Origin of the sequence: Tepidicaulis sp. (assembly GCF_965222285.1) — a bacterium.
Classification (GTDB): domain Bacteria; phylum Pseudomonadota; class Alphaproteobacteria; order Parvibaculales; family Parvibaculaceae; genus Tepidicaulis.
Genome location: NZ_OZ244942.1, coordinates 708,316 through 735,059 on the forward strand (window position 1 = coordinate 708,316; position 26,744 = coordinate 735,059).

Below are 26,744 nucleotides of genomic sequence, written 5' to 3' on the forward strand. Positions count from 1 at the left end.
CGTTCCTAGCAAAGCCGCGCGGCCGGAAAGCTCAGATGCACCTGGGGCAGCCGGCCTGACTTGGCTTGCGCGACGGCCAGCGTGCCGCCATGCATCTCCACCACACGCCGCGTTAAGGTGAGTGCCAGCCCGTCCTGGCGAGGATGGCCGCTTGCTTCCGCCGAAAGGAAGGAGCGCTCCGGGCTGTCGATGCCGCTCTGGTTGCCTGTGCTCGCGTCCTGCAGGAGATCGGGATGCAGCGCATCGAACTCGTCTTTCTCCGAAACATGGATGGTGAGGCCCGTTTCCTCGCGCCGCGCCTTGATGACGAGCACCGCGCCGGGCGGGGTAGAGTGAATGATTTCGCTGAGCAGGCGGAAGAAGCCCTGGCGCAGGCGGCGCGCATCGCCCTGAAACCCGGGGAGGTTTTCAGGGCAGTCGATTTCCACTTTGATACCGGCCCGCTCGCAGGCGGCCTGTTGGCTCGTGACCGCGATATTGACGAGCTGCGCCAGATTGCAGATTTCCTCATGCAGCGTCGTATCGCCTTTTTCCGCTTCCGCGATGCCTAGAAGATCCTCGATCATTTCCAGAAGCATCGTGCCGCTTGAGTGAATGTCGGCGGCATAGTCGCGGTAATTGCTGTTGCCCATCGGGCCGAAGCGCTCGTCGCGCATAATTTCCGAAAACCCGATGATATGGGTCAGCGGCGTGCGCAGGTCGTGATTGACGTTGGAAAAGAACGTGCGGCTGCGCCGGGAGGCTTCCTCGCGCTGATAGCGGGAAAGGCGGATCGTGTCTTCAAGCTGGCGGCGCACGGTCACGTCGGTCAACGTGGCGATCTTGGCGGGCACCGGCCCTTCATTGGTTTCGATGACGCGCGCCTCGACGAAACGGGTGGTGCCGTCGTCACCGGGCAGTGTGAGGGATTGGGGTGCGTCGCTTGCCATATCGAGCGGCAGATGCAGCGGCTGGCCTTCCAGGCTTTCCGCCTCGCGCCCGAGAAGGGCGGCGGCTTCCTCATTGGCGAATTTCACCCGCCCGTCCTGATCGATGATCAGCATGGCTTCGGGCGATTCCTGAATGAGGGTGAAGGACTTTTCAACCGCGGCGGGTGCGCACGGGGCAGGCCGCGCCTCCTCGCGCCGCTGGCGGCGCTGATGGGCAAGCCGGGCGATCCAAAGCGCTTCGCCCGCATCGATCTTGTCGAGGCCGAGCACTTCTTCGGCGCCCGCTTCCAGCGTCTCGAGCGCATATTTGCGGCTGCCGTTCAAGGAAGCGGCAAAGGCGATGACGGGCGCGTCGGGCCCCAGCGTCGTGATCCGCCGGATCAGCGCGTCGATGTCGCCGGGCAGGGAAAGGTCCACAAGCACCGCGTCGATGCCTGGTTCCAGAAGCGGCCCGAGGCCCGCATCGGCGGAGATGGGCAGAATGTCGTAGTGGAAATCGGGATCTGCCTTCGAGACCGCTTCGAAAGAGGCGGTAAGCGCGCGGTCGTTCGAGAGAAGGGCGATCGTCAGCGTGCCGGGGCGGCCGCGTTCGTCGATCTGTTTCAGAGCTTCGGCCATGCGGGATATCTCCTCTGACGCATGATCCCCAAAATCCCCGACGCTGAACGGCACGTGCCTCGTGTTTGTTTCCGCTGTTGTGGTGGCGGGCTGGGCGTGCCGCATGCCGTAATCCCTTTTGCCTTAACGGTTTGGGGCCCGAATCACCTCTCCGGCCCATGCCCAATTATTGATGCGCAAAGTAAACATCCTCTTAATATTATCATTCAAATGTGGACAACTTCCGTGCCGGGATTTCTGCCCCAAGGGGGAAAAGCTCAAAGCCGGCAACCGCTTGCACTTTTAAGCTTATCTAAAACGCTCTGTAAGCTGAGGAAGTCGTCCGGTTAAAAAACGATTAAATTTTGAGGCAAATGTCCCCGGAGGTTAACGCGCGCCCCCGCCGGGCGCAGAGGCGAAAGGTTAAGAGCCGCCGGCGCGGCGGGGAGGGTCCCCGTAAAGGACGGCTGGCGAGCCCCGCTTTCCCGCGCGATTCCAGCAGATTGGAACATATCGGCAACACATGGCCGGGGCGAGACGCGCGCCGGGGGCAGGGCCGCTTGCCGCGCCGGGGCTTCTGCGCTAGGACTGCGCGCGACCGGCAAACCCCAGCGATTTCAGGCACATGGGCAAGAAGCAGAAAATATTCCGACCGAAGGCGCGGATCCCGAAAGGACTGCGTGACATTCCCGCCGCCGCCGTGCGGGCGGAAGCGGCCATGCTCGCGCGCATCCGGGAGGTTTATGAGGCCTACGGCTTCGAGCCTCTGGAAACCTCGGCCTTTGAATATGCCGATGCGCTGGGCAAATTCCTGCCCGATGCGGACCGCCCGAATGAAGGCGTCTTCTCGCTCCAGGACGATGACGAGCAATGGCTCTCGCTGCGCTATGACCTGACGGCGCCGCTCGCGCGCTATGTTGCCGAACATTATGACGGGCTGCCCAAGCCCTTCCGCCGCTATCAGACGGGCCCCGTCTGGCGGAACGAGAAACCGGGGCCGGGCCGGTTCCGTCAATTCACACAGTTCGATGCGGACACGGTGGGTGCGCCTTCCGTCGCCGCCGATGCCGAGCTGTGCATGATGGCGGCCGACTGCCTGGAAGCGCTCGGTATTCCGCGCGGTTCTTATGTGATGCGCGTCAACAACCGCAAAGTGTTGGACGGCGTCTTTGAAAATGCCGGTATTGCGGGCGAGGGCGCGGAGTTTGAAGCGCAGCACCTCACCGTCATGCGCGCCATCGACAAGCTCGACCGGCTGGGCCCGGAAGGGGTGCGCCTGCTGCTGGGCAAAGGGCGCAAGGACGAGTCCGGCGACTTCACCGAAGGCGCGCATCTTTCAGATGAACAGATCGACCGCATCATGGCCTTCACGGATGCAGGCGGCGATGACCGCGCCGCCGTTTGCGCGCGCATGGAAGAGCTGGTGGGGGAGAGCGCGCGCGGGCTGGAAGGCGTGGCGGAAATGCGCCTCATCGATGAACTCTTGAATGCGGGCGGCTATGGCGCAGGCCGCGTTGCCTTCGATCCTTCCGTGGTGCGCGGCCTTGGCTATTACACCGGCCCCGTCTTCGAAGCCGAACTTACCTTCGAGGCGGAAACTGAAGAAGGGCGCATGCGCTTCGGCTCCGTCGGCGGAGGCGGGCGCTATGACGATCTCGTCGAGCGCTTCAAAGGCGTGAAAGTCCCGGCGACGGGCTTTTCCATTGGCGTCAGCCGCCTTTATGCCGCGCTCGAGGCGCTGGGCAAGCTGGAAACGGAAACCGTGCTGCCCCCCGTCATCGTGCTTACCATGGATAATGACCGCCTTGCCGATTATCAGCGCATGGTCATGGAGCTGCGCGCTGCGGGTATCCGCGCGGAAATGTATCTCGGCGGCTCGGGCATGCGCGCGCAGGTCAAATATGCCGATAAGCGCGGCGCGCCCTGCGTCGTCATTGAAGGGGAAGATGAGCGCGCCGCCGGTGAGGTCACGATCAAGGACCTCATTCTCGGCGCGCAAAAGGCTGAAGAGATCACCGATAATACCGAATGGCGTGAAAGCGCCCATGCGCAGATTTCCGCCCCCCGCGCGGATCTCGTGAGCGCCGTGAAGGATGTGCTCGCCCGACATACCGCCGCCCGCTGAGCCGGCGCGATATGTGCCGGGCCCGGCGGGCTGCGCGCCTGCCCCCGTTTGGGGGCGAAACAGTCATCTTTTCCATGCTAGAAGAGGTCCGCTTTTGAAAACCTGACGCTTTCTCCTTCTTAAGGAAGCGCCACGGCCAACCGGGCGGAACGAGAAAATGAGCAATTCCGATATGGACGCTGGGAGCCTGGCAAGCGCGGCTGAAAGCCGCGCGCTGGCGGACCGGCTGCAAACTCTGTTCGGCGAGGCGGGCTTTCAGCCCGTCGATCCGCCCGTGCTTCAGCCCGCCGATGTCTTTCTGGACCGCTCGGGCGAGGATATCCGCCGGCGCATGTATGTCTTTTCCGATCCAGGCGGCGCCGAGCTTTGCCTGCGCCCGGACCTGACCATTCCGACCTGCCGGCAATATCTCGAAGAGTACCCGAAAGCCGACAAGCCGGTGAAGCTGACCTACCGGGGTCTTGCCTTCCGCTATCAGTCGAGCGCGCCCTGGCCGATGCGCGAGTTCACGCAAGTGGGCGTCGAGCAGATAGGCGAGTGCGATGCGGGTAAAAGCTGCGAGGAAGCGGATGCCGCCATTCTGGAACTGGCACTGCGGGCGGTGGAAACTTCGGGCCTTGCCTCTTACCGCCTTGAAATGGGCGATCTGGCGCTTTTCGGCGCGCTGGTCGACGGGCTCGATATTCCAGCCACCTGGGCGGAGCGGCTGAAGCGGCATTTCTGGCGGCCGGATTATTTCCGCGAGCTTTTACTGCGCCTTGCCGATCAAAATGCGCTGGCCGCGTCCGGGCCGGATCTGCCGGGGCTCTTTTCCGCGCTCGGCGCGCTGGACGGGGTGCAGGCCAAAGCGCTGATCGAAGAAGTGCTGACCCTTGCCGGGATTTCGCCGGTGGGCGGACGCTCGACGCGTGAGATTGCCGAGCGCTTGCTGGAACAGGCAGCGGATGCAGGCGCTCAGGCACTGCCCAAGGATATTGTGGAACTTATTGACGGGTTCCTTGCCATTTCGGGCGCGCCCAATGACGCGCTTACCAAAATCCGTGAGCTGACGAAGGCCGCCGGTCTTTCCGGCGGCACGCTCGGTGAGGCCATGACGCGGCTCGAGCGGCGTTTCGAGCGGCTGGAAGCGGCAGCGCCCGATTTTTCCAAAGCCCATTTCGCCACGAGCTTCGGGCGCAACATGGAATATTACACGGGCTTCGTTTTCGAATTCCGCACCCAGCTTGCCGGCAAGACGGTCAATGTCGCCGGCGGCGGGCGCTATGACACGCTGCTCGAAACCCTGGGCGCGCCCGGGCCGGTGCCCGCCATCGGCTGCGCCATCGGGGTGGAGCGGCTTGCCCGCGCGGCAGCCGAAAACGCGAAAGGAGCGGGGCGATGAGCGAGAAACTGATTATCGGCCTGCCTTCCAAGGGGCGGCTGCAGGAAAACGCTAATGCGTTTTTTGCCAGCGCCGGGCTGAAAGTGAAGCAGAAGGACGGGCGCGGTTATACCGGCGTTCTGAAAGGCGTCGGCAATGTCGATATCGCCTTTCTCTCGGCCTCTGAAATTGCGGGCAATCTGGAAAGCGGCGCCATCCACTTTGGTGTGACGGGCGAAGATCTCATCCGCGAGAAAATCGTGAACCCGGAAGAAAAGGTGGAGCTTTTGCTGCCGCTCGGCTTCGGTCACGCCGATGTCGTGGTGGCGGTGCCGCAAAGCTGGATCGATGTGCGCGCCATGGCGGATCTTGATGATGTGGCGCGCGGCTTTCACATCCGCCATAAGCGCCGTCTGCGCGTTGCCACGAAATATCTCACCCTGACGCGGCTCTTCTTCGCCGAGCACGGGATTTCCGATTACCGCATCGTGGAAAGCCTCGGGGCGACGGAAGGCGCGCCGGCGGCAGGCTCCGCCGAGGCGATTGTCGACATTACTTCGACGGGCGCAACGCTGGCGGCCAATAATCTGAAAGTGCTCGATGACGGGGTGATGCTGAAAAGCCAGGCGAACCTCGTTGCCTCGCTCACCGCCACCTGGTGCGATACCGCGCTGCAGGCGGCAACTCATGTGCTCGACATGATCACCGCGCGCACCGAAGCGCAGCGGATGAAAGAAATCCGCTTTGCCGCGCCCGCGCTCGATCAGACATTGGTGGATGAGCTGCTTGCCCGCTTCGACGTGCGCGTGCCGCAGGAAGCGCGCGCCGCTTTGCCAGGCAGCGGCGAGCTTGCCGCCTATTGTCCCTCGGCAAAGCTCTATGACGTTGTCAGCTATCTGCGCGAGAACGGTATCACCACCGTCACGGCGCGGGACGTGGATTATCTTTTCGAGCCGGAAAACGCGCTCCTGGCGCGGCTCAAGACCCGGCTCGGGAAATAACGCCTTTACAAGAATTACAGAACTCCTGTTCCTTTACAGAAGTTCTGTAATTTCTCTCACTTTAATAAGTCGTTGCCTCTATTGATTTTTCTCCGCCGCGCGCGCAAATTTGCGCCGCCTTGTAAAGGAGGAAAGCATGAGCGCGCTGCTTGTTATTGCATTGGGCCTGGTCGTCGTGGCCACCGCTATCCTGTCGGGCATATTCGGCATGGCGGGCGGCATCGTGCTGATGGGTTTCCTCGTTTCCGTCCTGCCGGTGGGCGCGGCGATGATGCTGCACGGGGTGACGCAAGCCGCCTCCAACGGTTACCGCGCCTGGCTGAACCGGGCCCATATCCGCTGGGAAATTTTAGGCGTTTATGGCGCGGGCGCCGCAGTAGCGCTCACAGGTCTCACCGCGCTTTCCTTCGTGCCGGACAGAGAGATCGTCTTTCTGGCGCTCGGCGCCGTGCCTTTCATCGCTGCAGCATTGCCCGAGCGTCTTGCCCTCGACATCACGAAAAGGGGCATGGCGGCAGCGGCGGGGTTTATCATTACCCTGATCAACCTTGTGGCAGGGGTGGCTGGCCCGCTTCTCGATGTGTTTTTCGTGCGCACCAGCCTCACCCGTCATGAGGTCGTCGCCTCCAAGGCGGTGACGCAGACGGTCAGCCATTTGCTCAAACTCGTCTATTTCGGTCTTCTCGTCCGCGAGACGGTGAGGATGGAAAGCGAGGGCGCGTCCGTTCCCTGGTGGGTTTTTCTCATGGTCGTGCCCCTTGCCATGCTCGGGACGACGCTCGGCAAGAAAGTGCTCGACCGGATGAGCGACACGAATTTCCGCAAATGGAGCCAATGGGTGGTGCTGACCATCGGCGCCGTCTTCATCGCGCGCGGGCTTTGGACGCTTTACGCAGCTTAGTTACGGGCAATGCCGAGCGAGGCGAGATAAGCTTTCTGCTTTTTAAGCCCCTGTTTTTCGAGATAGCGGAAGACGGGGGCAAGCAGCGGCGGCCAGGTCATGACGAGACCGGCCATGATGCCGTCGCTCACCGGCAGCCAGGTTTCCAGCTTGCCGTTTTTGAGCGCCTTCATCACATGACGTGCCGTTTCTTCCGGGCTCAGCGGTTTGGCATTGCCCGCGAAATTGAGCGGCGAGCCTTCCGGGTGCGCCATTTCCGCCTGCAGCATCGGTGTGTCGATCGCATTGGGATAGAGAGCGCCGACCTTGATGCCGTGAGGGGCAAGTTCGAGATGGAGCGCGGCCATGAAACCGCGCAGCCCGAATTTCGAGGCGCTGTAAGCGGCGCTGTCTTTCAGAGGAAAAAGCCCGGCAAGGGAGGCGATGGAAAAGATCTGCCCTTTGCCCCGTTTCAGCATGGCGCGGGCAGCGGCCTGGGAAAGGTGCATGGGCGCGCGCAAATTGATATCGAGATGTTTATCGAGAAGGGTGCTCTCTAAGGCTGCAACGGAGCCCGGCAGGCCGATCCCGGCATTGTTGATCAGAAGCTCAATGCCGGGCGCCGCTTCAAGCCGTGCGCAGAGCGCTTGGAGGCCCTCCGCTGCGCAAAGATCGGCGGTGATGAGCTCCGGGGCGCTCTCCAGCGCGCCAGCCGTCTTTTCCAGCGCCCCTTCGGAAATATCGGTGAGGACGAGGCCGTAGCCTGCTTTTTCAAGTTCGAGCGCAAGCGCGCGGCCAAGGCCGCCGCCTGCGCCCGTGATCAGGGCAAGGGGCCGGCTCATGCCGCCGCCTTCGCCTGCAGGCTTTCATAATGGCCCTCCGGAATCTCCGGCCAGTGCATAGTCTTGCGCAGGCCCTTCATGGCCTTCTGGTAGGCATCGATATTGACGTAAGTCGCATGGCGGTCGGAACCGACATATTTCACGCCGCCGGAAAGATCGGGCCGCAATGTCGTGAGCGCCTTTTCCCAGCGCGCCGCTTCCTTGCCGCCTTGGGCCTCGGCCAGGATCGCCCGGGCGATGAGATCGGCCATATTGTCGAAGAGCTTATAGGCTCCGCCATTCGTTTCCATGAAGCCGATGGCAAAGAGCTGCGGGTTCTCGCGGGAGAAAAGGTTCATGAAAAGATCAGGCCGCCCGCCTCTCCAGGAAAACTCTTTTTCTTCCACATAAGGAATGTTCCAGCGGTAGCCCGTCGCGCAGAGGATAAGGTCGACGGTCTCGCGGCTCCCATCCTTGAAGACGACGTCGGGCCCGTCGAGCCGCGCGATATCGCCCTTGGCTTTGATATCGCCGTGGGAGAGGTAATGGAGAAGCTGCGTGTTGACGATCGGGTGGCTTGCAAAAACCTTGTGATCGGGGGCGGGCAGGCCGAGCCGCGTCAGATCGCCATTGAGGAGCCGCAACATCGCGCCGAAGATGATCTGCGTCAGCCACATGGGCATATGCGGGCCTTCATGGGCAAAGACATCCGCCGGCTTGCCGAAAATATGTTTGGGAATGAAGTGATAGCCGCGCCGCAGGCTGATAAAGGCGGCATCGGCCGATTGCGCGGCATCGCAGGCAATGTCGCAGCCGGAATTGCCCGCGCCGATGACGAGCACGCGCTTGCCTTTGAACTCGTCCGGCGAGCGGAACGTGTTCGCATGGCGGATCTCGCCATCGAAGTGGCCTTCGAACTGCGGAAGGCTCGGATGCCAATTCGTGCCGTTCGCGCAGATGAGCCAGCGGTAGCGCCGCTTTTCACCAGTGCCGAGCGTGACGGTCCAGCCGCCATCCTCAAAGCGCGTTTCCTTTACTTCCGTATTGAACGTGATGTCGCCGTAAAGGCCGAATTCGCGGGCAAAGCCGCGCATGTAAGACAGGATCTGCCGGCCCGAGGGGTAGTCGGGATAATCGGCCGGCATCGGAAAGCCGAGATAGTGAGACTGGGTTTTGGAAGAAATGAAATGCGCCGAATCGTACATGGGCGAGCCCGGATTATCCGCATCCCAGATGCCGCCCACATCGCTGTGCCGCTCGAAGCAGTCGAAATCGATGCCCAGCAATTTGAAGGTGCGCGCCAGTGCCAGCCCGCCGGGCCCCGCGCCCACGATGCAGGCTTTGTCGTTTACCGTCATTCCCATCTCCCGTAACATGAGGGTTCCTCAGATTTGAATAATTTGATAAACCCTCATATTTTCCGGCGCAAGCAAAAATTGGAAACCGCCCCCATGACCGACAGCGCTCTTCGCAAAAAACCGGCCCAGGCCCGCTCCCGCGCCCGCTATGAGGCCATTCTTGCCGCCGCCAAGGCGCTGATCGCGGAAAAGGGCTCGGATACGGTGAAAATGAGCGAGGTGGCGGAGCAGGCGGGCGTGCCTATCGGCTCCGTCTATCAGTTCTTCCCGGACAAGGGCGCCATCATCCAGACGCTGGCTGAAGACTATATGGAGCAGGTGCGCGCGGGCCTGCGCGAGGAGGTGAAATCCATCACCGACAAGGAAAGCGCAGGCGCGCTCATCGCCCGGCTGATGGATAGCTATTACGCCTTCTTTTTGATGGAGCCCGTCGCGCGGGATATCTGGTGCGGCACCCAGGCCGACAAGCGCATGCAGGATATCGATATCGAGGATAGCCGCCTCAATGGCGAGATTTTCTTTGCCGCTTTAAAGCCGCTTACCCCCCGCGCCGCCTGGAAAAGCCTCAAGACCGATTGCTTTTTGATGATGCAGCTCACGGGCGCCGCCGTCCGCCTTGCGGTCGCGCTGGACCGCAAGGAGGGCGACAGGATCATCGATGCCTATAAGGGCATGCTGCTTTCCAAGCTCATGCAGAACTTGGGAAGCTGAACCGCTTAAAGCCCCGGCACGGGAAAGCGCGCGCAAAGCGCCTCGGCTTCCGCGGCAAGGGCGGGCAAGATTTCCGCGCGCTTCCCCGCATCGGCGCTAAGGGCGGTTGCAATCATCGCGGCAATGCTTTCCATCTCGCTTTTCCCCATGCCCCGCGCGGTGGGCGCGGGCGTGCCGAGGCGGATGCCGGAAGGGCGCACCGGCGGGCGCGGATCGTCGGGGATCACCTGCTTGTTCGTCGTCAGGCCGATCTCATCGAGAAGGCGCTGCGCCTCATCGCCGCTCATGCCGAAACTTGCCTCGGTGTCGATGACCATGAGGTGGTTTTCCGTGCCCCCGGTCACGAGTTTGATCTGCCGGGAGGCGAGGGCATTGGCGAGCGCCTTGGCGTTCTCCAGCACCTGGCGGGCATAGGCTTTGAAGGCGCCCTCGCCCACAAGCTTCAGCGTTGTCGCGGTAGCCGCCACCTGGTTCATATGCGGGCCGCCCTGAAGGCCGGGAAAGACCGAGGCATCGAGCTTCTTGGCATGGGCTTTCTGCGTCAGGATCAGCCCGCCGCGCGGCCCCCGCATGGATTTATGCGTGGTCGTCGTCATGAAATCGAAACCGGCTTCCATGGGGTTGTTGAGCAGCCCCGCTGCGATGAAGCCTGCCGTATGGCTGACATCGGCCATGGTGAGCGCGCCCACCTCATCGGCAATTTCCTTGAAGGCGCGGTAATCGATGTCGCGCGGATAGGAAGAATGCCCGCAAACGATCATTTTGGGCCGGGTGCGCAAGGCTGCCTCCCGCACCGCGCCGAAATCGATATGGCCCTCTGCATCCGTCTTGTAGCGGGTGAAATCGAACAGCTTGCCCATATGGCTGACCGGCGCGCCATGCGTCAGGTGCCCGCCATGGGAAAGGTTCATGGCAAGGATCGGGTCCCCAAGTTCCAGAAAACCGAGATAGACGGCCTGGTTCATGGGCGAGCCGGATAGCGGCTGCACGTTGGCGTGTTCCGCACCGAAAAGCGCCTTGGCCCGCTCCCGAGCCAGCTCTTCGACAATGTCGGTGTTTTCCTGCCCGCCATAATAGCGCCGGCCCGGATAGCCTTCCGAATATTTATTGGTGAAGACCGAGCCGAGCAGCGCCAGCACTTCCGGGAAGGCATAGTTCTCCGACGGGATAAGTTCGAGCCCGCGCCGCTGGCGTTCTTCCTCGCGCAAAAGTGCAGCGGCGATATCGGGGTCGGATTGCGCAAGGCCCTCCCGCAGCGCATTCATGTCGGCCGCGCTTTGCGTTTCCTCGGGAAAACGGGCGGTGGGGGCGGAAGAAGAAAAAGAGGGTGTGATCGTCATGAGGCAAGCTCCTGTTCAAAACAAAACCCGGCCAGCTTTTTCAAAGCTGCCCAGGCGAACGGCTTGGCCCTATGGCCCGATATGGTTCCGCGCTCCCTCGTGGTTCCCCACGCCCCGGCAAGACGATTGCCGGGTTTTCGCCAGTCACGCGGAATGCGACCGGTTTGATCACCATAAGAGATAGGGCGCGGCAAGAGGGCCGTCAACCCGCCTTTTCTGCCGCCCCTCTTGCCGGTCACGCCGTGCACGGAACATGGGAGGCCGTCTCTCGTTCGTTACCCGAGTGAGTAAAACGCGTGAAACCAACCAAGAAGGAGGAAGACATGCGTATCAAATCTCTGACAGCCACGCTGGCCGCCTCCGCCTTTGCTCTGGCCGCGGGCGCCGCACAGGCCGAGGACATGGAAACCGGCGCCTCCTGGAGCCCGAAGGACCAGGAAGGCCTTTATGAAAAGCATATGGAGCTGACGCGCAAGGCGAACAGCAAGTGCGAAGACCTTGGCGGGTCCGCCTCCGCCAAGGCGCAGACGGATGACCGTCTTGCCGACCGCCGCGATGCCTGCGTGCGCCAGACGCTCGACAGCATGGCCGTGCAGACCGGTAATACCGGCGTCGTACTTGTCCACATGGCTCTGCCCGCGGACGTGCGTTACAACGAAAGCCGCACGGAAGCCTGGAAAAAACGGGCGATGGAAGGCACGCTCGTGACCATCCGCGAGGAAAGCGAAAGCTAAGCGCGTCTGAGCCGCGCACATAAAAGAAGGACCGGCCTTCCGCATTGGGAGGCCGGTCTTTTCATGTCTCTTTGGTGGTTTCAATCGCCCCGATTCTCATTAAGCTGCCGGGCGGCTTTAGGCAAAGGCGAGTGACAAGGTGATGGCAGTCAGGTCGGCGTTCGAAATGGGCGGGGTGGATGTAGCACCGGGCACCCGGCAGACCGTGCAATTGCCGCTTGGCGTCCTGTCCAATCACACGCCCATGACGCTGCCCGTTCAGGTCGTGCATGGAAGGCGGGAGGGCCCGGTGCTTTTCGTCAGCGCGGCGGTGCACGGCGATGAGATTATCGGCGTCGAAATCGTCCGCCGGCTTCTGCGCCAGCCTGCCTTGAAGCAGCTGCGCGGCACGCTCATCGCCGTTCCCATCGTCAATGCTTTCGGCTTCATCAATCATTCGCGCTACCTGCCGGACCGGCGCGATCTCAACCGCTGCTTTCCCGGCAGCGGCGACGGCTCCTTTGCCGGGCGCCTGGCGCATCTTTTCCTGAGCGAAGTGGTGGCGCGCGCCGATCTCGGCATCGATCTTCATTCGGCCGCCATTCACCGCACGAACCTGCCGCAGATCCGGGTCTCTCCTTCGAAGCCGGAAACCATGGACCTCGCGCTTGCCTTCGGCGCGCCGGTCGTCATCACCTCGAAACTGCGCGAGGGATCCTTGCGCGAGGCGGCAAAGGAAAAGGGCGTCGATGTGCTTCTCTATGAAGCGGGCGAGGGGCTGCGCTTCGATGAAATGGCGATCCGCACCGGCGTTGCGGGCATTTTGCGCATCATGCACGGCCTCGGCATGGTGGCGCGCCGGGCCATTGCGCCGGCCCGTGTCACCTCCATCCTCTCCGCCAAAAGCAGCTGGCTGCGCGCGCCTGAGGGCGGCATTCTGCGCGCTTATAAAGGCATCGGCGCCATGGCGGAAAAGGGCGAGGTCGTCGGCGTCATTTCCGATCCTTTCGGGGAAACGGATATAGAGATCGAAGCGGGCGAGCCCGGCCTTGTCATCGGCCGCACCAATCTGCCCATCGTCAATCAGGGCGATGCGCTCTTTCATATCGCCCGGGTGCGCAAGCCCGACACGGCGGAAGCCCGGATCGGCGCCCTGGCCGAGCAGCTCGGCGAGGCGGCGATCTTCGATGAAGACGAGATCATCTGAGGGCGGATTGTCCAACGCAGACTGAAACGTCACGTTTTTGCAACAAATGCGTGCAAAGCGCCCCTTTTGGCGCCTTCCTGGCCGCGCAGGCCATTTGAATCCGCCTTATCGCCGCCTAGACTGTCCCGAACCGGTACACAATAAACCTGCCGGGGTCTGGGGAGAGACATATGAAAAAGCAGCTTTTGAAAACGGCGGCGCTGTCCGCCTTGTTGGCAACCGGCATGAGCGGCGGCGCGCTCGCCGAAGCGGCAACGCCGGGCCTTTATGTGAGCCTTGGCGCGGGCATGAACTGGCTGGACGATGTTGAAAGCGGTGGCCAAACCACCTCCTTCGATGAAGGGTTCATCATCAACGGCGCGCTCGGCTATGACAGCGGCGATATCTCGAAAATGGGTAAATACCGCCTCGAAGCGGAAATCTCTTGGAGCGAGAACGACACCGATACGGTCACTGCAGGCGGCGTGACGGGTAATGCCGGCGGCGAGGTCGAGCAGTTCGGCTTTATGGTCAACGGCTATTGGGACTTCCTGCCGGGTGAACGGCTGCGTCCTTATGTCGGCATCGGCCTCGGTCTGACGGATCTCGACCAGACCCTCACCGTGGGCGGTCTGACGGCGAGCGCGGACGGCACGGAATTCACCTATCGCGGGGCGCTGGGCGCGAGCTACGCGCTCGATGCCAATTGGGCGATCGATCTCGGCTACCGCTACACGGTCGTCAATGCCGACAATGACGACGCGGAAAACCATTCGGTGCTGACGAGCTTGCGCTACAAGTTCTAAACGGCACGCTTCTGTTCCGGCAAAAAGGGCGCGGAAAACTCCGCGCCCTTTTTGTTATTCGACTACTTGAATAAGTTTGGTTTCAAGCTTGGAAACGAGATCAGGAGCGTGTTGTTCGAGCGCCGATTTGGCTGCTGGAGTCCGGTCGATGATTTCGTATTTGACCCTGTCGTTCCGCCCGGTTACAGCGCTCCCGCCCAATCCTGAAACCAGGATGCGGCCCGCGTGAATAACGTCCCCGGCTTTCACATCGAGAGGTGAAAGAGGAATACCTGTGGCCGGGTCGTAAGGCTTGACCGGGAGAGGTTCGCGCGGTTGAGCGAGGATGTCGCGGGAGACGATAATAAATTTGTACCGGCCGGGCGGGAGCCTGACGAAAAACTCTTTGTCGGCGGCCTTCTCGGAAAAGATGTAATAGTGATTGGCGGTGGAACTTTCGTTTTGAAGATAGATTTTCACCAAATCGAGATCAGCTCCGTCCTTGGCGAAGGCGCTCATCAGAATGACGGCTTCGCGCGTTGGATCGATTTGTCCAGTAGGCTCTTTGATGGGATGTTTAGGGGCGCTGCTGCCGCATGCTGCCAAGAATGCAAGTAGTGCAAAAGCGAAGCCCGTCTTGAGAAGGCTTAAAGGCATTTGATCGTCTCTCTTATATAAAACAAACCATTCATTATATTAATTCGAGCCTTTAAGGGTGCAAGCAAAGAAAAACCCGGCCCTCTTGCGAAGGCCGGGTTCTTTGTTCCGTGAGCTTTAGGCTCAGGGAGCATGACGGGGCATGATTACATCATGCCGCCCATGCCGCCCATTCCGCCCATGCCGCCCATATCGGGCATGCCGCCGCCGGCGCCTTCTTTCTTCGGCTTCTCGGCGATCATGGCTTCCGTGGTGATCAGAAGCGCGGCAACGGAGGCTGCGTCCTGAAGCGCGGTGCGCACGACCTTGGTCGGGTCGATAATGCCTTCTTCGACCATATCGACATATTCTTCGGTCTGTGCGTTGAAGCCGAAGGTCACCTTTTTGCTTTCCAGCACTTTGGCGACGACGATGGAGGCTTCCACGCCCGCATTTTCCACGATCTGACGGATCGGGGCTTCGAGCGCGCGGCGCACGATGTTGATGCCGGCCTGAATGTCGGCATTGTCATCGCTGAGCGCGGCAACGGCTTTCGTTGCCTGCAGAAGCGCGGTGCCGCCGCCCGGTACGATGCCTTCTTCAACGGCAGCGCGGGTGGCGTTCAGCGCGTCGTCCACGCGGTCTTTACGCTCTTTCACTTCGACTTCCGTCGCACCGCCGACCTTGATCACCGCAACGCCGCCGGCGAGTTTCGCCAGGCGTTCTTGCAGTTTTTCGCGGTCGTAATCGGAGGTGGTTTCTTCGATCTGACGGCGGATCTGCTCGGTGCGTGCTTCGATGTCTTTCTTCTTGCCCGCGCCGTCGACGATCGTCGTGTCGTCTTTCGTGATGTTGACGCGCTTGGCCTGGCCGAGCATGTCGATCGTCACGTTTTCCAGCTTGATGCCCAGATCTTCCGAGATCACCTGGCCGCCCGTCAGGATCGCGATGTCCTCGAGCATGGCCTTGCGGCGGTCGCCGAAGCCCGGCGCTTTCACGGCAGCGATCTTCAGGCCGCCGCGCAGCTTGTTGACCACGAGGGTCGCCAGCGCTTCGCCTTCGATGTCTTCTGCAATGATGAGCAGCGGACGGCCCGACTGCACGACCGATTCCAGGATCGGGATCATCGCCTGCATGGAGGAGAGTTTCTTCTCATGCAGCAGAATGTAGGGATCGTCGAGTTCGGCGATCATCTTTTCCGCATTGGTGATGAAGTAAGGCGAGAGATAGCCGCGGTCGAACTGCATGCCTTCCACGACTTCCAGTTCGCTTTCCAGGCTCTTGGCTTCTTCGACCGTGATCACGCCTTCATTGCCGACTTTCGACATGGCATCGGCGATCATCTGACCGATTTCGCGTTCGCCGTTTGCCGAGATTGTGCCGACCTGAGCGATTTCCGAGTTGTCTTTGACTTTCTTGGAGCGCTTTTTCAGGTCTGCGACGGCGGCGAGAACCGCTTTGTCGACACCGCGCTTCAGGTCCATCGGGTTCATGCCGGCGGTCACGGCCTTAGCGCCTTCGCGCACGATCGCCTGGGTCAGAACCGTTGCGGTGGTGGTGCCGTCGCCAGCCGTGTCATTGGTCTTGGAGGCGACTTCGCGCACCATCTGCGCGCCCATGTTTTCGAACTTGTCTTCAAGCTCGATTTCCTTGGCGACCGACACGCCGTCTTTCGTGGTGCGCGGAGCGCCGAAAGACTTTTCGATCACCACGTTGCGGCCTTTCGGGCCGAGCGTGACTTTTACTGCATCGGCCAGAATGTCCACGCCTTTGAGCATACGCTGGCGGGCGTCGTTGCCGAATTTGATTTCCTTAGCCATAGTCCTCAGATCCTTCTCTCAAGGTCTAGTCTTGAGCGTTATCCTTAAAAGCGGTGCGCGGCAGGCGGCATGAAAAAAGCCGTCCTGCGAAAGCAGCACAGCTTCTTATTCGATGATGCCGAGAATGTCGGATTCCTTCATGATCAGCAGGTCTTCGCCGCCGACCTTCACTTCCGTGCCGGACCATTTGCCGAAGAGCACCTTGTCGCCCTTTTTGACGTCAAGTTTCACGGTCTTGCCGGATTCGTCTTTGGCGCCCGGGCCAACGGCCACGACTTCGCCCTGGGACGGCTTTTCCTGAGCCGTTTCGGGAATGATGATGCCGCCAGAGGTCTTGGTGTCCTCTTCAACCCGGCGAACGAGCACGCGATCGTGCAAAGGACGGAACTTCATCTGAATGTCTCCCTTGAACCCCGTCTAAGAGATTGGAATTCATGAATTTTTCAAGATTGTTAGCACTCCCCTCATGTGAGTGCTAACAAAGGTCGCCGCACAAATAGGCACATGCCCGGCCCCTGTCAAGAGACCCTGGGAAGCGGCGGGGTGATTCTTTTAAGACGCCTGCGCAGCCGGATTTTGCCGGGAGCGCGCCGCACCTGCGGCAGGCTGGGCGAAGGCGAGAACCGGCGCGCCTTCGCTCCCATTGCTCCCTTGTCTGGCCAAGTGGTCGCAAAGCGCACCGGTGAAAAGGGCAAGGCCCAGCATTTCGAGGGTTTCTTCGCATATCGCGAGGAGCGCGACGAGCGGCGCCTCTTCACCTTGAGCCGTAATGACATAGCCGGAAGCCATTTCAAGCCCGAGTGCCCCGCCGACGAAAAGCGTGCCCGAGGCGATGAAAAGCGCCGCGCTGCGCCGGGGCAGAGAAAGAAGGAAAGGCACCATGGCAAGGCCGAAGCCGCCCACAAGCACGAGGGCGGGCAGTACCCAGGCCCAGTAGAAGATGCCGCTCAGCCCGAACGCACTGCGCAAGGGCTCGATAAAGACTTCATGGATGCCCGTTGCCTCATCGAGCGAGAGATAGGCAAAGGCCGCAGCCAGCGCGAGCCAGGAGCGGGTATGCCCGCGGCCTTGGCTTTCGGCCTGGCGGGCGGCCTGGCGGGCGGTAAGAAAAAGCAGACCTGCCGAAGCCATCATCATGAGAGAGGAATACCAGGCGCCGAAATTCATCTCCGAGTCGAGATTGAGGTGGCGCAGGTCTTTCAGCGCCGTGTCATAGCCGATCGCGCCGAGCGCTGCTTCGCGCACCAGGGCAAGCCCGGCCAGCACCGCCGTGCCGGTAAAAAGCAGCCGCCACACGGCCCGCGCATTTATCCTCAGCATCCGTCATCCCCGTTTGAGCAAATCATCTGGTCCCGCCCTTGCAAGACTTGGCTCAATTATCGGCCTGCAACCAAAGAGGGGGATAAGTGGTCATGATTACGGGAGATTTCAGGCAAATACGCACGGGCGCCTTGCGGCGGCTCGGGCGTGAATTGTCCCAAAGCGGGAAGTTTGGGCGCAGCAAAAGCCTTGCCCTGTTTCAAAACGGGCTAAGAAAGCTCCTCATCCTGCTGCTTTCGATGCGTGATGACGGCCCGCTCGGGCTGTTGGGGTTCGCGCGCATGGGAGCGGAAAAAGCGCTGATGGCACCGCAGGGCTTTTTCCAGCGCCGCCCGGAAAACGCTTATGCGCATCCCGACGGGCTGGTGGATCTCGGCGGCTCGATGAATGCGGCCCGCCTGATCGGGGCTTATGCGCAAGGGGTCTATCCCTGGAACCACGCAAGCCCCGTGAAATGGTGGTCGCCGTCGAAACGCGCCGTGCTTTTCTTCGGTGATCTGCGCATCGAAAAGAATCTGCGCCGCCTTCTGCGCCAGAAGCGCTACAGCGTTACTTTCGATGTGGATTTTGAAAGCGTGATGCGCGGCTGCGCCCGCCCGCGCCCCGGCCGTCTGCCGATCACCTGGATCGACGAGGATATGGTGAGGGCTTACCGCCGGCTCTTTGCGCTCGGCCGCGCCCATTCCGTGGAGGTCTGGGACCGGGACGGCACGCTGGTCGGCGGCCTTTACGGCGTGGTGCAAGGCGGCGTCTTCGTCATCGAATCGCAATTCGCCGAGATGCGCGACGCGTCCAAAGTCGGCTTCGTCACCCTGATGCGCCATTTGAAGGAATGGGGGTTCGTTGCCGCCGATGGCAAGGTGATGACGGGGCATCTGAAGAATTTCGGTATGACCGACATTTCCCGTTCCGCCTATCTCGGCCTGTTGCATGCAAGCCGTGAGCACCAGGCGCCGCAGATATGGCTTGCCGATCCGGCGCTCGACCCGGCGGGATGGAAACCGGAAGACGATTATCTGACGGTTTAAGGCTCCTCCCTCTTTGGCAAACGCCCCGGCTCATCCGCCGGGGCGTTTTTCGTTTCCGGCCCGAGCGTCTATAGTCCCGGCCAAGAAAACGGGAAGGGGAGAGAGATGACAGGTTCATTCGTCAATGAAGCGCTGATCGGCAAGAAAGAGGGGGCAAGGGAGCTGGCAACACCGGCGCTCGTCATCGACCTGCCGGCCTTCGAGCGCAATGTCAAAACCATGGCCGAGCATTGCGCGCGCGCCGGCCTCACGCTTCGCCCCCATGCCAAGACCCATAAATGCGCCGAGATCGCCCGGCGCCAGATTGCGGCAGGGGCCGTGGGTATTTGCTGCGCCAAACTCGGCGAAGCTGAGGTCATGGCTAAGGCCGGCATCGAAAACATTCTCCTAACCTCGCCGGTCGTGCTGCCGCGCGCGGTGGAAAGGCTCATGGCGCTGAATGCCCGCATTCCCGATCTGCATGTCGTGATCGATAGCGAGGAAAACGCCCGCACTCTGGAAGCGGCGGCGGAAAAGGCGGGCCGCCCGCTCAACGTGCTTGTCGATCTCGATATCGGGCTGCACCGTACGGGCATCGCCCCGGAGGCAGCCCCTGCGCTTGCCCGCTTCGCCGATGGCGCTAAGCACCTACGCTTTAAAGGGCTGCAGGCCTATGGCGGCCATCTCATGCATATCGAAGGTTTTGCCGAGCGGCGGGAAAAGTCTTTGGCCGCCATGAGCGTGATGAAAAGCGTGAAAGACGCGCTGGAGAAAGAAGGTATCGCCTGCCCCATCATGACCGGCGGCGGCACCGGCACGTTCGATATCGACCCAGAGGCAAATGTCCTCACAGAGCTGCAGGGCGGTTCCTATATCTTCATGGACAAGCAATATAACGACGTGGAAGGGGCGAACGGCAACGTGCCTTTTGAGACCGCGCTTTACGTGCAGATGTCCGTCATCTCCAACAACACCCCGCGCCTTGCGACAACGGATGCGGGCTTCAAATCCTTCGCCACCGACGCCGAGCCGCCCCTCCTGCGCTCCGGCGCGCCGGAGGGGGCGAGCTATTTTTTCTTCGGGGACGAGCAGGGCGGCATCCTTTTGCCGAAGGGCGAGAGCCTGCCGCTCGGCGCCGCACTGACCGCCGTCACCCCCCACTGCGACCCGACTGTCAATCTCTACGACGCCTATCACGTCGTGGAAGAAGGCGTCCTCACCGCCATCTGGCCCATCGAAGCGCGCGGGCGAAGTGCGTGACGCCCGCGCTCAAGGTGCCGGGAAGAGCGTGTCCGTTTTGCCGGTGAGGTAATAGGCAGCCAGCCCGAGCCATTCCTTGACGGCGAAATCGGTGAAGGCGATGCCGTCGGACGAAAAATAGAAGAAGGAGAAGGCATGCTCGCCGCCGGTTTGATAATCCACGGGGTAGGGCAGAACGTCGAAGCCTGCCGCGCGGAAGGCGCCGAGCGCGCGGGGCATGTGATAGGCGGAGGTGACAAGGAGCCAGGGCGCTGCCTCGCTTGCGCCGAGCCCGGCGGCCATCGCCTTGGCATTCACCGCGTTCTCATGGGTGTTGCGCGAGTGCTTTTCGAGGAAGAGCCTTTCCGGCGCAACGCCGATCCCGGTTAAAATCTCCGCCATGATTTCCGCTTCCGAGGCGATGGCCTCATCGCCCGGCAAGAGCGCGTTGTTGCCGCCGGAAAGAAGAAGCGGAACACCCGGATAGCGTTCGGCAAGCTGGTGCGCGGCCAGCAGCCGTTCGCCGCCGGAAAGAATGGCAGGCTCGCCCCGCGCCGCGCTCACTTCCATATGAACCGCGCCGCCGAGCACGATGATACCGGCGGGTGCGCCCGTTATCTCGGCCCGCGGGATGCGGTCTTCCAGCCCCGCCATCAGAACCCGGCCAAGCGGCGAAAAGGAAATCAGAAAAAGCCCGCAGAGCCCCGCGGCGAGAAAAGCGCGCCCCAGCTGCCGGAACCTGGTGAGCGACAGCGCAAAGCCGCCCGTGCTTAAAAACAGAAAAGCGGCGGAAGGCTGCAAAAAGAACCAGACGATCTTGGACAGCGCGAAAAACATGAAGCTCCTTTAAGCGGTCTTTGCGCAGAATAATGCCAAGCCCTCGCCAAACTCTTAAGCGCGGCCGAGCGCCGCGTGAAGCCGCTGCCAGAGCGGGGCGCAATCGACGATCGTGCCCTCCCGCATCGCCTGGTCCGCGGCCATAACGGTAAGCCCCGCCACCATCGCGTCATAGACCTGCACGGGAAAGGGCGCGCCCTCCAGCAAGTGGGCGGCAAGGTCCTTGCCCATTTGCGGGTCCGAGCCGTAATGCTCATGAAGATTACCGCCTACGGTCTCTTCCTCGCGCGGGCGGCGCCCGAAGGCTTCTGAATAGGCGAGCGTGTTCGTCACAAGATCGGCCTCGAGCGCGCCTTTCGTACCGGCAAAATACCAGCGCCGCTGCAGGATGCCTGCATGGGTGTTGGTGTGAAAGGCAAGCTGTACGCCGTTTTCATAATGGATGAGCGCGGTTTGATGATCCACGGCATCGCCCTTTGAGCGGAAGACATCGCTTGCCCCGTTCCAGCCGCCGGGCCAAAGCGAATAAGCGGCCTCACCGCCCGGATATTTTTCTTGCTTAAGCGCTTCATGCTCGGGCGTGAAAATGCGCCTTCCGCCGAAACTTGCAATCCGCGCGGGCAGCGCTCCGGCGAACAGCCGGTAAAGATCGAAATCATGGCAGCATTTATCGAGCAGGTAAGAGCCGCCATGGGCGCTGTCCCGCCGCCAGTCCCGCATCAAAAAGCCGCCATGTTCGGGATGAAGATGCTCGTTGCCTTCGAAGCTTATGAGCGCGCCGAGCTTTCCTTCATCGAAATAACGGCGCACTTCACGCACAAGCGGAGAGGAGCGCAGCACGAGGCCGACCAGCACCGAGGCTTCGCCATGTTGGCGCAGGAGTTCGGCAAGCTCGAAGGTTTCTTCCGCCGTGCGCACCACCGGCTTTTCGGTGAAGACCCGCACGCCCGCTTCAAGCCCCGCCTTGATATGGGCAAGGTGAAGGTGATTGGGCGAGCCGACCATCAAAAGATCGGGCTTGGTTGCAGCGATGAGCGCCTCGACGCTCTCGAAGGGCGCGCCCGCCTCAATCCCGTGCTGCTTAAGCGAGGCAAGGCCTGCAGGCGCTGGGTCGGCATAACCGGCGATTTTCATGGAAGGGGCCGCGGCCAGCACATGGCGCAGCACGGTGGCGATGCGGTGGCCGAGCCCGGCCACGGCGATGCGGAATTCTTTTTGGGTTTTGCTCATGAGTGATGCGGGCGGGTCATAGTCTTGCAGATTATTTGTTCTATGCTTTCATGGAGCATATCAGAGCAGCTTCAGGCGGAGTAGCGCATGCGGATCGGAATTTTAACGGGCGGCGGCGATGTGCCGGGCCTTAATCCATGCATCAAGGCGGTAACGCGGCGGGCGGCGGAGCTCGGCTGGGAGGTCGTCGGCTTCCGGCGCGGCTGGGCGGGGCCCTTGAATGTGGACCCGGACGATCCTGAAAGCCTTGAGAAGTGGACCCTGCCGCTCACACCCAACGCCGTGCGCACGATCGACCGGACGGGCGGCACCATCCTCCATACCTCCCGCACCAAGCCGAGCAAGGTGAAGCCTGCCGATCTGCCCGAACGCTTGCAGGGAAAGCTGCAGCCCGGCAAAGACGGCACGGTGGACTGCACGGCGCCCATTTTGGCGGCGCTGGAAAAAATGAAAATCGATGTGCTCATTCCCATTGGCGGCGATGACACGCTCTCGTACGGCGCGCGCCTCCACCAGGAAGGCATGAAGGTCATGTCCATTCCAAAGACGATGGATAATGACGTTTACGGCACCGATTATTGCATCGGTTTTTCGACGGCGGTCTCCCGCTCGGTCGAGCATATTCATGCGCTGCGCACCTCCACGGGCAGTCATGAACGCATTGCGGTGATCGAGCTTTTCGGGCGTAATTCCGGCGAGACCGCGCTCATTGCAGGGTATCTTGCCGATGTCGACCGCGTGCTTATCGCCGAAGAACCGTTCGATGTGCAGCATCTAAGCGAACTTGCGGCGAAAGACCGGGCGGACAATCCCGCCAATTATTCCATGGTCGTCGTCTCCGAAGGCGCGCAGATGCAGGGCGGGGAGATCATGGAGCGGGGCGAGGCGGATGCTTACGGGCACCGCAAGCTCGGCGGGATCGGCCAGGTGCTGGGCGAGGAGATCAAGCAGCGCACCGGCATCAACATTATCTCCCAGTCGCTGGGCTATATGATGCGGGCCGGCGCGCCCGACGCGCTCGATGTCATGGTCGCCAAAAGCTACGGCACTATGGCCGTGCAGCTGATCGAAGAAGGCAAGTCCGGTTTGATGATGGCCCTGCGCGACGGCAATTATACCGCTATGCCCGGAGATACCTGCATCAAGGGCGAGCGGCGGGTGGATGTCGCCGCTTTTTATGACAAGGAAAATTACCGCCCGCGCATCACCCGCGTCTCGGGCCTGCCCATGTTCCTCTATTGAGCGGTTTTGATCCGGGCCTTCACCAAGGCTTTAAGAGGCAGAGGCAGGCGGCGCCGCTTTGAAGCGAATGGCGGGCTCGCCATCGGCATCTTTGAAAAGCAGGACGCCGTCCTTCACTTCCCAGCTCTTGGTAGCGGCGAGCGCGGCGATAACCGCCTGCTCCTGCGCCATGAAGGGCTCGGGGCAGGCCATCTTGGTCATGGGGCCGGGATCGAGCTGTACCTCGGCGCCGTCGAAACGCACCTTCCCGCTCAGCGAATTACAGCCCGCATTGCCGCCGTAGCGCCCGCTTTCGGTGAAAGTGAATGCGGCCTCGCTTTCTTCGCTTACCGGTTTGCCGTTCACATCCGTGACGAGCCATTTTTTCTCGTAAAGCGCCGCAGGATCTGCGCCATTCGCGTCGGAAGCGGAGGGCTCGCACGCGGCGAGCATGAAAAGGGCGGCAATAAGCGGAGCGTATTTCATATCGGGTCTTTCCGTCAGGGGCATCGGGCGTTTGAGCGCAAACGTTCAAGGCGCGCTTTTGTTCCCTTCGGAAATGATATCAAGCGGAAAGCAGACGTTCCACGGCGCGTGCTTTCAGCACCAGCTTGCCTTCGTCATTCGTGAAGGTGGCTTCCACATAAGCCTGGCTCTTGCTCATATTGAGGACACGGCCCTCGCAGCGGACCGTGCCTTTCGTGACCGGGCGGAAGAAATGCATCTGGAGATCGGAAGTGGTGAAATTCTTGTCGTCCGCAAGCTGCGTCATCAGCGCGAAGGAGCAGGTTTGATCGGCAAGCGTTGCGAGATACCCGCCGAACACCGCCACAGGGTTCATATAGTCGGGATTGACGTCCCATTCATAAACGATATGCCCGTCGCCCACTTCCGTCAGCCGGCCCGCATAAAGATTGAGCGCTGCGACATGGGGCGGCGCTTTTTCCAAATTCTGTTCCTGAATACGGGTGAGAATGTTCTTCCAGCTCGGCATCGCGCCCATCGGCTCCTTTACTCGGTCTTGAACTTTGCGGCATCGGCCAGCATTTCGGGCAGGCCGACGATTTCGTTATAGCGCTGGAAGGTGACCCGTTCCTGGGTCTCTGGCAAGCGGCCTTCTTTTAAAAGCCCGCCATAGACGTTTTCAAGAAGCCGGGCGGCGGAGAGGAGCGCGGAGACCGGAAAGAGCGCAAGCTTGTAGCCCATCGCCTCGAGCGTGCCGGTATCGAGATAAGGCGTCTTGCCGTCCTCGACCATATTCGCCGTAAGCGCCGCGCCTTTGAAGGTGGCGGCGATCTTTTCCATCTCTTCAAGGCTTTGCGGCGCCTCGATGAAAAGAATATCGGCGCCAGCTTCCAGAAAAGCCTCGCCTCGCCGCAACGCTTCATCGAGGCCGAGCGGGGCGCGCGCATCCGTGCGCGCCATGATCTTGAAGGCGGGGGAGCGGCGCGCTTCCACCGCCGCGCGGATTTTCGCCGCCGCCGCTTCCTTGCCGATGACTTCTTTGTTTTCCATATGCCCGCAGCGTTTGGGTAGCGCTTGGTCTTCCAATTGAATGGCGGCTGCCCCGGCCTGTTCATAGGCTGCCGTCAGCCGCGCGGTCTGCAAGGGTCCGCCATGGCCGTTGTCCCCGTCCGCAATGAGCGGGGCAGGGCCAGCAGCCTCTGCCATGGCGCGCACGCGCTCGGTCATTTCCGCGGCGCTCATCAGCCCGATATCGGGCAGGCCGAGGGCGGAGCCTGCCACCGAAAAGCCGGAAAGATAAACCGCCTTTGCCCCGGCCTGCCGGGCGATGCGCGCGGAAAGCGCGTCATAAGCGCCGGGCGCAAGGATGAGGCCGTCTTCTTTTAAAAGGGCGTCCAGTGTTTTGGTCATGTCATCTCTCCCCAGCGCGGGCCTTGGCGCGTGGCTCACCCCAATCGGCATTCAATATGAAGCGCAGCTCGCTGAGCGCCGCGGCACCCAGATTCTCTTCCAGTCTTTTTTCAAGCCCGCTCAAAATGGAAGCGGCTTCCTCGCGCATCGGCGCGCCCTCCGGGGCAAATTCCACGATCTTGCAGCGCTTGTCTTCCGGGTCGGGCACCAGGCGGATGAGCTTTTTTTCTTCCAGCTCCTTCAGCGCCGTGTGCATGGACTGGCGCGTCACGCCAATGAGCCGGGCAAGGGCGCTCGGGCGCTGCACGCCCGATTGCACATAGATCATGGTCATGGATTCAAGCCGCCGCACACCGCCCCAGCCGCGCGCCTCCAGGCTCTCCTGCAAGGCGCCGTCGAACCACATGAAGCGGGCAAGCAGCAGCGCCATCAGCATCCCAGGCTGTCTTTCTTCCGGCTCGGCCTGCACCATAAATTTCTCCGCTTGAGTCATTCGTCAGTTTATCTTACGTTTTTCGTGTGGATGCAATGGTCCCGCATAGAAAGCGGGGCGGGGAGGAAGAATGCCGCGTCTCAGGCAAGTGGCAAAGGCGGATGCAGATCCCCTTGCCCAAAAACTCTATGAGGTTCTGTTCGGCAAGCGCGACCCGGTGAAGGAGCCGGGCACTGCCACGGGCACGCCCGGCAATTGGTGGACCGTCTTCGCGCTGGTGCCCGATGCTTTCAAGCACACGCTGGAAGGGTTTCAGTTCTACCGGAGCCCGGAGCGCAAGATCGATCCGAAGCTGCGCGAGCTCGGGCAGATCCGGGCGGGCTTTGCCCGGGGCTCGCAATTCGTTTTCTCGCAGCATTGCAAAGCTTGCCGCGATGTGGGGCTGACGGAAGCGCAGATCGAGGCGATCCCCCATTGGCAGATCGCTGAGGTCTTCAGCCCGCTCGAGCGGGCGGTGCTCGCCTATACGGACTGCCTTGTCCTGCAAAGCGGGCGCGTGCCGGAGGCGGTGTTCGCAGCGCTGAAAGCGCATCTTTCCGATGAGGAAATTCTGGAGCTGACCTACATCACCGCGACCTATGACATGCATGCCACCATGTCCCGCGCGCTGCGCCTGGAATATGACGACGTGGACGAGCGCGTAGTGGAGATCGCCGCGCCCGAAGGCGCCTCCAACGATGTGATGAGCATGGCCGATCAGGGCAAGAAGGAGTGAGGAAATGGGATATCACCATCTGGCGCTTGCCGCCCGCGACATGAAAGCCGTTCACGCTTTTTACGAAGGGGTGATGGAATTCGAGCTGGTGAAAGTCGAAATCGGCCCGGCGCCCGAAGGCGGCTGGGCAAAGCACTTCTTCTACCGGATGGACGATGACAGCAAGTTCATCGCCTTCTGGGAGCTGCATGATGTGCCGGGAACGGAAGACTTCGAAACGAACCTGTCGAAAGCCGCCGGTGTTCCAGACCACATCAACCACATCTCCTTCGATGTGAAGGACAGGGCGGAGCTTGAGCGGCGGCGGGAGAAATGGCGCGCTGCCGGGCTTGACGTTCTGGAGATCGACCATAATTGGTGCCACTCGATCTATACCAAAGACCCGAACGGCAATTTCGTCGAGTTCTGCCTGACCACCGGCGCCTTCAGCAAGGCGGATAGGGAAGAAGCGCTTGCCGCGCTCAGCGCCGACGAGCCTGCTTTCTCAAAACCGCCCGCTTCCGTGAAGGTGCATCAGGCAAAAGCGGCTTCTGCCTAACCCTTCT

Annotated in this window: 27 protein-coding genes and 1 riboswitch; of the genes, 13 read left to right on the plus strand and 14 right to left on the minus strand. The window is 61.4% G+C overall.

Going from position 1 to position 26,744, the window contains the following annotated elements; genetic code table 11:
* Positions 1-5: 5 nt before the first annotated feature.
* Positions 6-1,547: a histidine kinase dimerization/phospho-acceptor domain-containing protein gene (locus ACOQOT_RS03330; protein ID WP_420560960.1), complete on the minus strand. Its 1,542-nt coding sequence runs from the start codon at positions 1,545-1,547 to the stop codon at positions 6-8.
* Positions 1,548-2,151: 604 nt separating this feature from the next.
* On the opposite strand from ACOQOT_RS03330, the gene hisS reads away from it, so the two are divergent.
* From hisS to ACOQOT_RS03350, 4 genes are all read left to right on the plus strand, one after another.
* Positions 2,152-3,651 carry a histidine--tRNA ligase gene (gene hisS, locus ACOQOT_RS03335; RefSeq protein ID WP_420560961.1) on the plus strand — a complete coding sequence of 500 codons (1,500 nt, stop codon included), beginning with the start codon at positions 2,152-2,154 and terminating at the stop codon, positions 3,649-3,651.
* 157 nt (positions 3,652-3,808) lie between these two features.
* Complete coding sequence (locus tag ACOQOT_RS03340) at positions 3,809-5,032, plus strand: ATP phosphoribosyltransferase regulatory subunit (protein WP_420560962.1); 1,224 nt, start codon at positions 3,809-3,811, stop codon at positions 5,030-5,032.
* Positions 5,029-6,012, plus strand: a complete 984-nt coding sequence (hisG, locus tag ACOQOT_RS03345) for an ATP phosphoribosyltransferase (protein ID WP_420560963.1) — start codon at positions 5,029-5,031, stop codon at positions 6,010-6,012. The genes ACOQOT_RS03340 and hisG overlap by 4 nt, the downstream gene beginning before the upstream one ends.
* Positions 6,013-6,148: 136 nt before the next feature.
* Complete coding sequence (locus tag ACOQOT_RS03350) at positions 6,149-6,913, plus strand: TSUP family transporter (protein WP_420560964.1); 765 nt, start codon at positions 6,149-6,151, stop codon at positions 6,911-6,913.
* Here the strand turns inward: ACOQOT_RS03350 and ACOQOT_RS03355 are convergent.
* Together ACOQOT_RS03355 and ACOQOT_RS03360 are read right to left on the minus strand one after the other, a co-directional pair.
* Entirely contained in the window at positions 6,910-7,734 is an 825-nt protein-coding gene (locus ACOQOT_RS03355; RefSeq protein ID WP_420560965.1) for an SDR family NAD(P)-dependent oxidoreductase, read from the minus strand. The genes ACOQOT_RS03350 and ACOQOT_RS03355 overlap by 4 nt on opposite strands.
* A complete protein-coding gene (locus tag ACOQOT_RS03360) occupies positions 7,731-9,071 on the minus strand; it encodes a flavin-containing monooxygenase (RefSeq protein WP_420560966.1) in 1,341 nt (446 codons plus the stop codon). Before ACOQOT_RS03360 ends, ACOQOT_RS03355 begins: the two co-directional genes overlap by 4 nt.
* 93 nt (positions 9,072-9,164) lie before the next feature.
* Here ACOQOT_RS03360 and ACOQOT_RS03365 point away from each other — a divergent pair, with 93 nt between their 5' ends.
* On the plus strand, positions 9,165-9,782 hold the full coding sequence (locus ACOQOT_RS03365) for a TetR/AcrR family transcriptional regulator (RefSeq protein WP_420560967.1): 618 nt from the start codon (positions 9,165-9,167) through the stop codon (positions 9,780-9,782).
* 5 nt (positions 9,783-9,787) lie between these two features.
* On the opposite strand, the gene glyA is transcribed toward ACOQOT_RS03365, so the two are convergent.
* Positions 9,788-11,047: a serine hydroxymethyltransferase gene (gene glyA / locus ACOQOT_RS03370; RefSeq protein WP_420561901.1), complete on the minus strand. Its 1,260-nt coding sequence runs from the start codon at positions 11,045-11,047 to the stop codon at positions 9,788-9,790.
* A gap of 116 nt (positions 11,048-11,163) precedes the next feature.
* Positions 11,164-11,280, minus strand: a riboswitch (ZMP/ZTP riboswitch).
* Positions 11,281-11,445: 165 nt separating this feature from the next.
* Between glyA and ACOQOT_RS03375 the strand changes: the two genes are divergently transcribed.
* The 3 genes from ACOQOT_RS03375 (at position 11,446) to ACOQOT_RS03385 (ending at position 13,827) form a co-directional block, all read left to right on the plus strand.
* On the plus strand, positions 11,446-11,856 hold the full coding sequence (locus ACOQOT_RS03375; RefSeq protein ID WP_420560968.1) for a hypothetical protein: 411 nt from the start codon (positions 11,446-11,448) through the stop codon (positions 11,854-11,856).
* Between the two features lie 142 nt (positions 11,857-11,998).
* Positions 11,999-13,042, plus strand: a complete 1,044-nt coding sequence (locus tag ACOQOT_RS03380) for a succinylglutamate desuccinylase/aspartoacylase family protein (protein WP_420560969.1) — start codon at positions 11,999-12,001, stop codon at positions 13,040-13,042.
* A 170-nt stretch (positions 13,043-13,212) separates the two neighbouring features.
* Entirely contained in the window at positions 13,213-13,827 is a 615-nt protein-coding gene (locus ACOQOT_RS03385) for a porin family protein (protein ID WP_420560970.1), read from the plus strand.
* A gap of 54 nt (positions 13,828-13,881) precedes the next feature.
* Here the strand turns inward: ACOQOT_RS03385 and ACOQOT_RS03390 are convergent, their stop codons facing one another.
* The 4 genes from ACOQOT_RS03390 to ACOQOT_RS03405 all read right to left on the minus strand — a co-directional run bounded on the left by ACOQOT_RS03390 (position 13,882) and on the right by ACOQOT_RS03405 (position 17,582).
* Positions 13,882-14,463 (minus strand): hypothetical protein, encoded by a 582-nt coding sequence (locus ACOQOT_RS03390; RefSeq protein ID WP_420560971.1) that lies wholly within the window; start codon positions 14,461-14,463, stop codon positions 13,882-13,884.
* Between the two features lie 146 nt (positions 14,464-14,609).
* A complete protein-coding gene (groL, locus tag ACOQOT_RS03395; protein WP_420560972.1) occupies positions 14,610-16,262 on the minus strand; it encodes a chaperonin GroEL in 1,653 nt (550 codons plus the stop codon).
* Positions 16,263-16,367: 105 nt separating this feature from the next.
* Positions 16,368-16,655, minus strand: coding sequence for a co-chaperone GroES (locus ACOQOT_RS03400; protein ID WP_420560973.1), 288 nt, complete (start codon positions 16,653-16,655; stop codon positions 16,368-16,370).
* Between the two features lie 159 nt (positions 16,656-16,814).
* Positions 16,815-17,582 (minus strand): hypothetical protein, encoded by a 768-nt coding sequence (locus ACOQOT_RS03405; RefSeq protein ID WP_420560974.1) that lies wholly within the window; start codon positions 17,580-17,582, stop codon positions 16,815-16,817.
* Positions 17,583-17,821: 239 nt separating this feature from the next.
* On the opposite strand from ACOQOT_RS03405, the gene aat reads away from it, so the two are divergent.
* Together aat and ACOQOT_RS03415 are read left to right on the plus strand one after the other, a co-directional pair.
* Positions 17,822-18,610 carry a leucyl/phenylalanyl-tRNA--protein transferase gene (gene aat / locus ACOQOT_RS03410; protein ID WP_420560975.1) on the plus strand — a complete coding sequence of 263 codons (789 nt, stop codon included), beginning with the start codon at positions 17,822-17,824 and terminating at the stop codon, positions 18,608-18,610.
* A 105-nt stretch (positions 18,611-18,715) separates the two neighbouring features.
* Positions 18,716-19,849, plus strand: a complete 1,134-nt coding sequence (locus tag ACOQOT_RS03415; RefSeq protein WP_420560976.1) for a DSD1 family PLP-dependent enzyme — start codon at positions 18,716-18,718, stop codon at positions 19,847-19,849.
* A gap of 9 nt (positions 19,850-19,858) precedes the next feature.
* On the opposite strand, the gene ACOQOT_RS03420 is transcribed toward ACOQOT_RS03415, so the two are convergent.
* Both ACOQOT_RS03420 and ACOQOT_RS03425 read right to left on the minus strand, forming a co-directional pair.
* A complete protein-coding gene (locus ACOQOT_RS03420; protein ID WP_420560977.1) occupies positions 19,859-20,665 on the minus strand; it encodes a YdcF family protein in 807 nt (268 codons plus the stop codon).
* Positions 20,666-20,719: 54 nt separating this feature from the next.
* Positions 20,720-21,895, minus strand: a complete 1,176-nt coding sequence (locus tag ACOQOT_RS03425; RefSeq protein ID WP_420560978.1) for a Gfo/Idh/MocA family protein — start codon at positions 21,893-21,895, stop codon at positions 20,720-20,722.
* Positions 21,896-21,982: 87 nt separating this feature from the next.
* On the opposite strand from ACOQOT_RS03425, the gene ACOQOT_RS03430 reads away from it, so the two are divergent.
* Positions 21,983-23,137, plus strand: a complete 1,155-nt coding sequence (locus ACOQOT_RS03430; protein ID WP_420560979.1) for a 6-phosphofructokinase — start codon at positions 21,983-21,985, stop codon at positions 23,135-23,137.
* A gap of 30 nt (positions 23,138-23,167) precedes the next feature.
* On the opposite strand, the gene ACOQOT_RS03435 is transcribed toward ACOQOT_RS03430, so the two are convergent.
* The 4 genes from ACOQOT_RS03435 to ACOQOT_RS03450 form a co-directional block, all read right to left on the minus strand.
* Entirely contained in the window at positions 23,168-23,602 is a 435-nt protein-coding gene (locus tag ACOQOT_RS03435; RefSeq protein WP_420560980.1) for an META domain-containing protein, read from the minus strand.
* A gap of 79 nt (positions 23,603-23,681) precedes the next feature.
* The gene (locus tag ACOQOT_RS03440) at positions 23,682-24,119 is read right to left on the minus strand and encodes a PaaI family thioesterase (protein ID WP_420560981.1); all 438 of its coding nucleotides are present in this window, start codon (positions 24,117-24,119) and stop codon (positions 23,682-23,684) included.
* 8 nt (positions 24,120-24,127) lie between these two features.
* Positions 24,128-24,991, minus strand: coding sequence for an isocitrate lyase/PEP mutase family protein (locus ACOQOT_RS03445; RefSeq protein ID WP_420560982.1), 864 nt, complete (start codon positions 24,989-24,991; stop codon positions 24,128-24,130).
* Position 24,992: 1 nt separating this feature from the next.
* Entirely contained in the window at positions 24,993-25,484 is a 492-nt protein-coding gene (locus ACOQOT_RS03450) for a MarR family winged helix-turn-helix transcriptional regulator (RefSeq protein WP_420560983.1), read from the minus strand.
* Between the two features lie 70 nt (positions 25,485-25,554).
* Here ACOQOT_RS03450 and ACOQOT_RS03455 point away from each other — a divergent pair, with 70 nt between their 5' ends.
* Positions 25,555-26,199 carry a carboxymuconolactone decarboxylase family protein gene (locus ACOQOT_RS03455; protein ID WP_420560984.1) on the plus strand — a complete coding sequence of 215 codons (645 nt, stop codon included), beginning with the start codon at positions 25,555-25,557 and terminating at the stop codon, positions 26,197-26,199.
* Positions 26,200-26,203: 4 nt separating this feature from the next.
* Complete coding sequence (locus tag ACOQOT_RS03460; RefSeq protein WP_420560985.1) at positions 26,204-26,737, plus strand: VOC family protein; 534 nt, start codon at positions 26,204-26,206, stop codon at positions 26,735-26,737.
* The last annotated feature ends 7 nt before the right edge of the window (positions 26,738-26,744 follow it).

Bases quoted from the DNA above. Each gene is read 5' to 3' on its own strand.
- ACOQOT_RS03330 (WP_420560960.1), bottom strand. From the start codon at position 1,547: ATGGCCGAAGCTCTGAAACAGATCGACGAACGCGGCCGCCCCGGCACG.
- hisS (WP_420560961.1), top strand. From the start codon at position 2,152: ATGGGCAAGAAGCAGAAAATATTCCGACCGAAGGCGCGGATCCCGAAA.
- ACOQOT_RS03340 (WP_420560962.1), top strand. From the start codon at position 3,809: ATGAGCAATTCCGATATGGACGCTGGGAGCCTGGCAAGCGCGGCTGAA.
- hisG (WP_420560963.1), top strand. From the start codon at position 5,029: ATGAGCGAGAAACTGATTATCGGCCTGCCTTCCAAGGGGCGGCTGCAG.
- ACOQOT_RS03350 (WP_420560964.1), top strand. From the start codon at position 6,149: ATGAGCGCGCTGCTTGTTATTGCATTGGGCCTGGTCGTCGTGGCCACC.
- ACOQOT_RS03355 (WP_420560965.1), bottom strand. From the start codon at position 7,734: ATGAGCCGGCCCCTTGCCCTGATCACGGGCGCAGGCGGCGGCCTTGGC.
- ACOQOT_RS03360 (WP_420560966.1), bottom strand. From the start codon at position 9,071: ATGACGGTAAACGACAAAGCCTGCATCGTGGGCGCGGGGCCCGGCGGG.
- ACOQOT_RS03365 (WP_420560967.1), top strand. From the start codon at position 9,165: ATGACCGACAGCGCTCTTCGCAAAAAACCGGCCCAGGCCCGCTCCCGC.
- glyA (WP_420561901.1), bottom strand. From the start codon at position 11,047: ATGAATGCGCTGCGGGAGGGCCTTGCGCAATCCGACCCCGATATCGCC.
- ACOQOT_RS03375 (WP_420560968.1), top strand. From the start codon at position 11,446: ATGCGTATCAAATCTCTGACAGCCACGCTGGCCGCCTCCGCCTTTGCT.
- ACOQOT_RS03380 (WP_420560969.1), top strand. From the start codon at position 11,999: ATGGCAGTCAGGTCGGCGTTCGAAATGGGCGGGGTGGATGTAGCACCG.
- ACOQOT_RS03385 (WP_420560970.1), top strand. From the start codon at position 13,213: ATGAAAAAGCAGCTTTTGAAAACGGCGGCGCTGTCCGCCTTGTTGGCA.
- ACOQOT_RS03390 (WP_420560971.1), bottom strand. From the start codon at position 14,463: ATGCCTTTAAGCCTTCTCAAGACGGGCTTCGCTTTTGCACTACTTGCA.
- groL (WP_420560972.1), bottom strand. From the start codon at position 16,262: ATGGCTAAGGAAATCAAATTCGGCAACGACGCCCGCCAGCGTATGCTC.
- ACOQOT_RS03400 (WP_420560973.1), bottom strand. From the start codon at position 16,655: ATGAAGTTCCGTCCTTTGCACGATCGCGTGCTCGTTCGCCGGGTTGAA.
- ACOQOT_RS03405 (WP_420560974.1), bottom strand. From the start codon at position 17,582: ATGCTGAGGATAAATGCGCGGGCCGTGTGGCGGCTGCTTTTTACCGGC.
- aat (WP_420560975.1), top strand. From the start codon at position 17,822: ATGCGTGATGACGGCCCGCTCGGGCTGTTGGGGTTCGCGCGCATGGGA.
- ACOQOT_RS03415 (WP_420560976.1), top strand. From the start codon at position 18,716: ATGACAGGTTCATTCGTCAATGAAGCGCTGATCGGCAAGAAAGAGGGG.
- ACOQOT_RS03420 (WP_420560977.1), bottom strand. From the start codon at position 20,665: ATGTTTTTCGCGCTGTCCAAGATCGTCTGGTTCTTTTTGCAGCCTTCC.
- ACOQOT_RS03425 (WP_420560978.1), bottom strand. From the start codon at position 21,895: ATGAGCAAAACCCAAAAAGAATTCCGCATCGCCGTGGCCGGGCTCGGC.
- ACOQOT_RS03430 (WP_420560979.1), top strand. From the start codon at position 21,983: ATGCGGATCGGAATTTTAACGGGCGGCGGCGATGTGCCGGGCCTTAAT.
- ACOQOT_RS03435 (WP_420560980.1), bottom strand. From the start codon at position 23,602: ATGAAATACGCTCCGCTTATTGCCGCCCTTTTCATGCTCGCCGCGTGC.
- ACOQOT_RS03440 (WP_420560981.1), bottom strand. From the start codon at position 24,119: ATGGGCGCGATGCCGAGCTGGAAGAACATTCTCACCCGTATTCAGGAA.
- ACOQOT_RS03445 (WP_420560982.1), bottom strand. From the start codon at position 24,991: ATGACCAAAACACTGGACGCCCTTTTAAAAGAAGACGGCCTCATCCTT.
- ACOQOT_RS03450 (WP_420560983.1), bottom strand. From the start codon at position 25,484: ATGACTCAAGCGGAGAAATTTATGGTGCAGGCCGAGCCGGAAGAAAGA.
- ACOQOT_RS03455 (WP_420560984.1), top strand. From the start codon at position 25,555: ATGCCGCGTCTCAGGCAAGTGGCAAAGGCGGATGCAGATCCCCTTGCC.
- ACOQOT_RS03460 (WP_420560985.1), top strand. From the start codon at position 26,204: ATGGGATATCACCATCTGGCGCTTGCCGCCCGCGACATGAAAGCCGTT.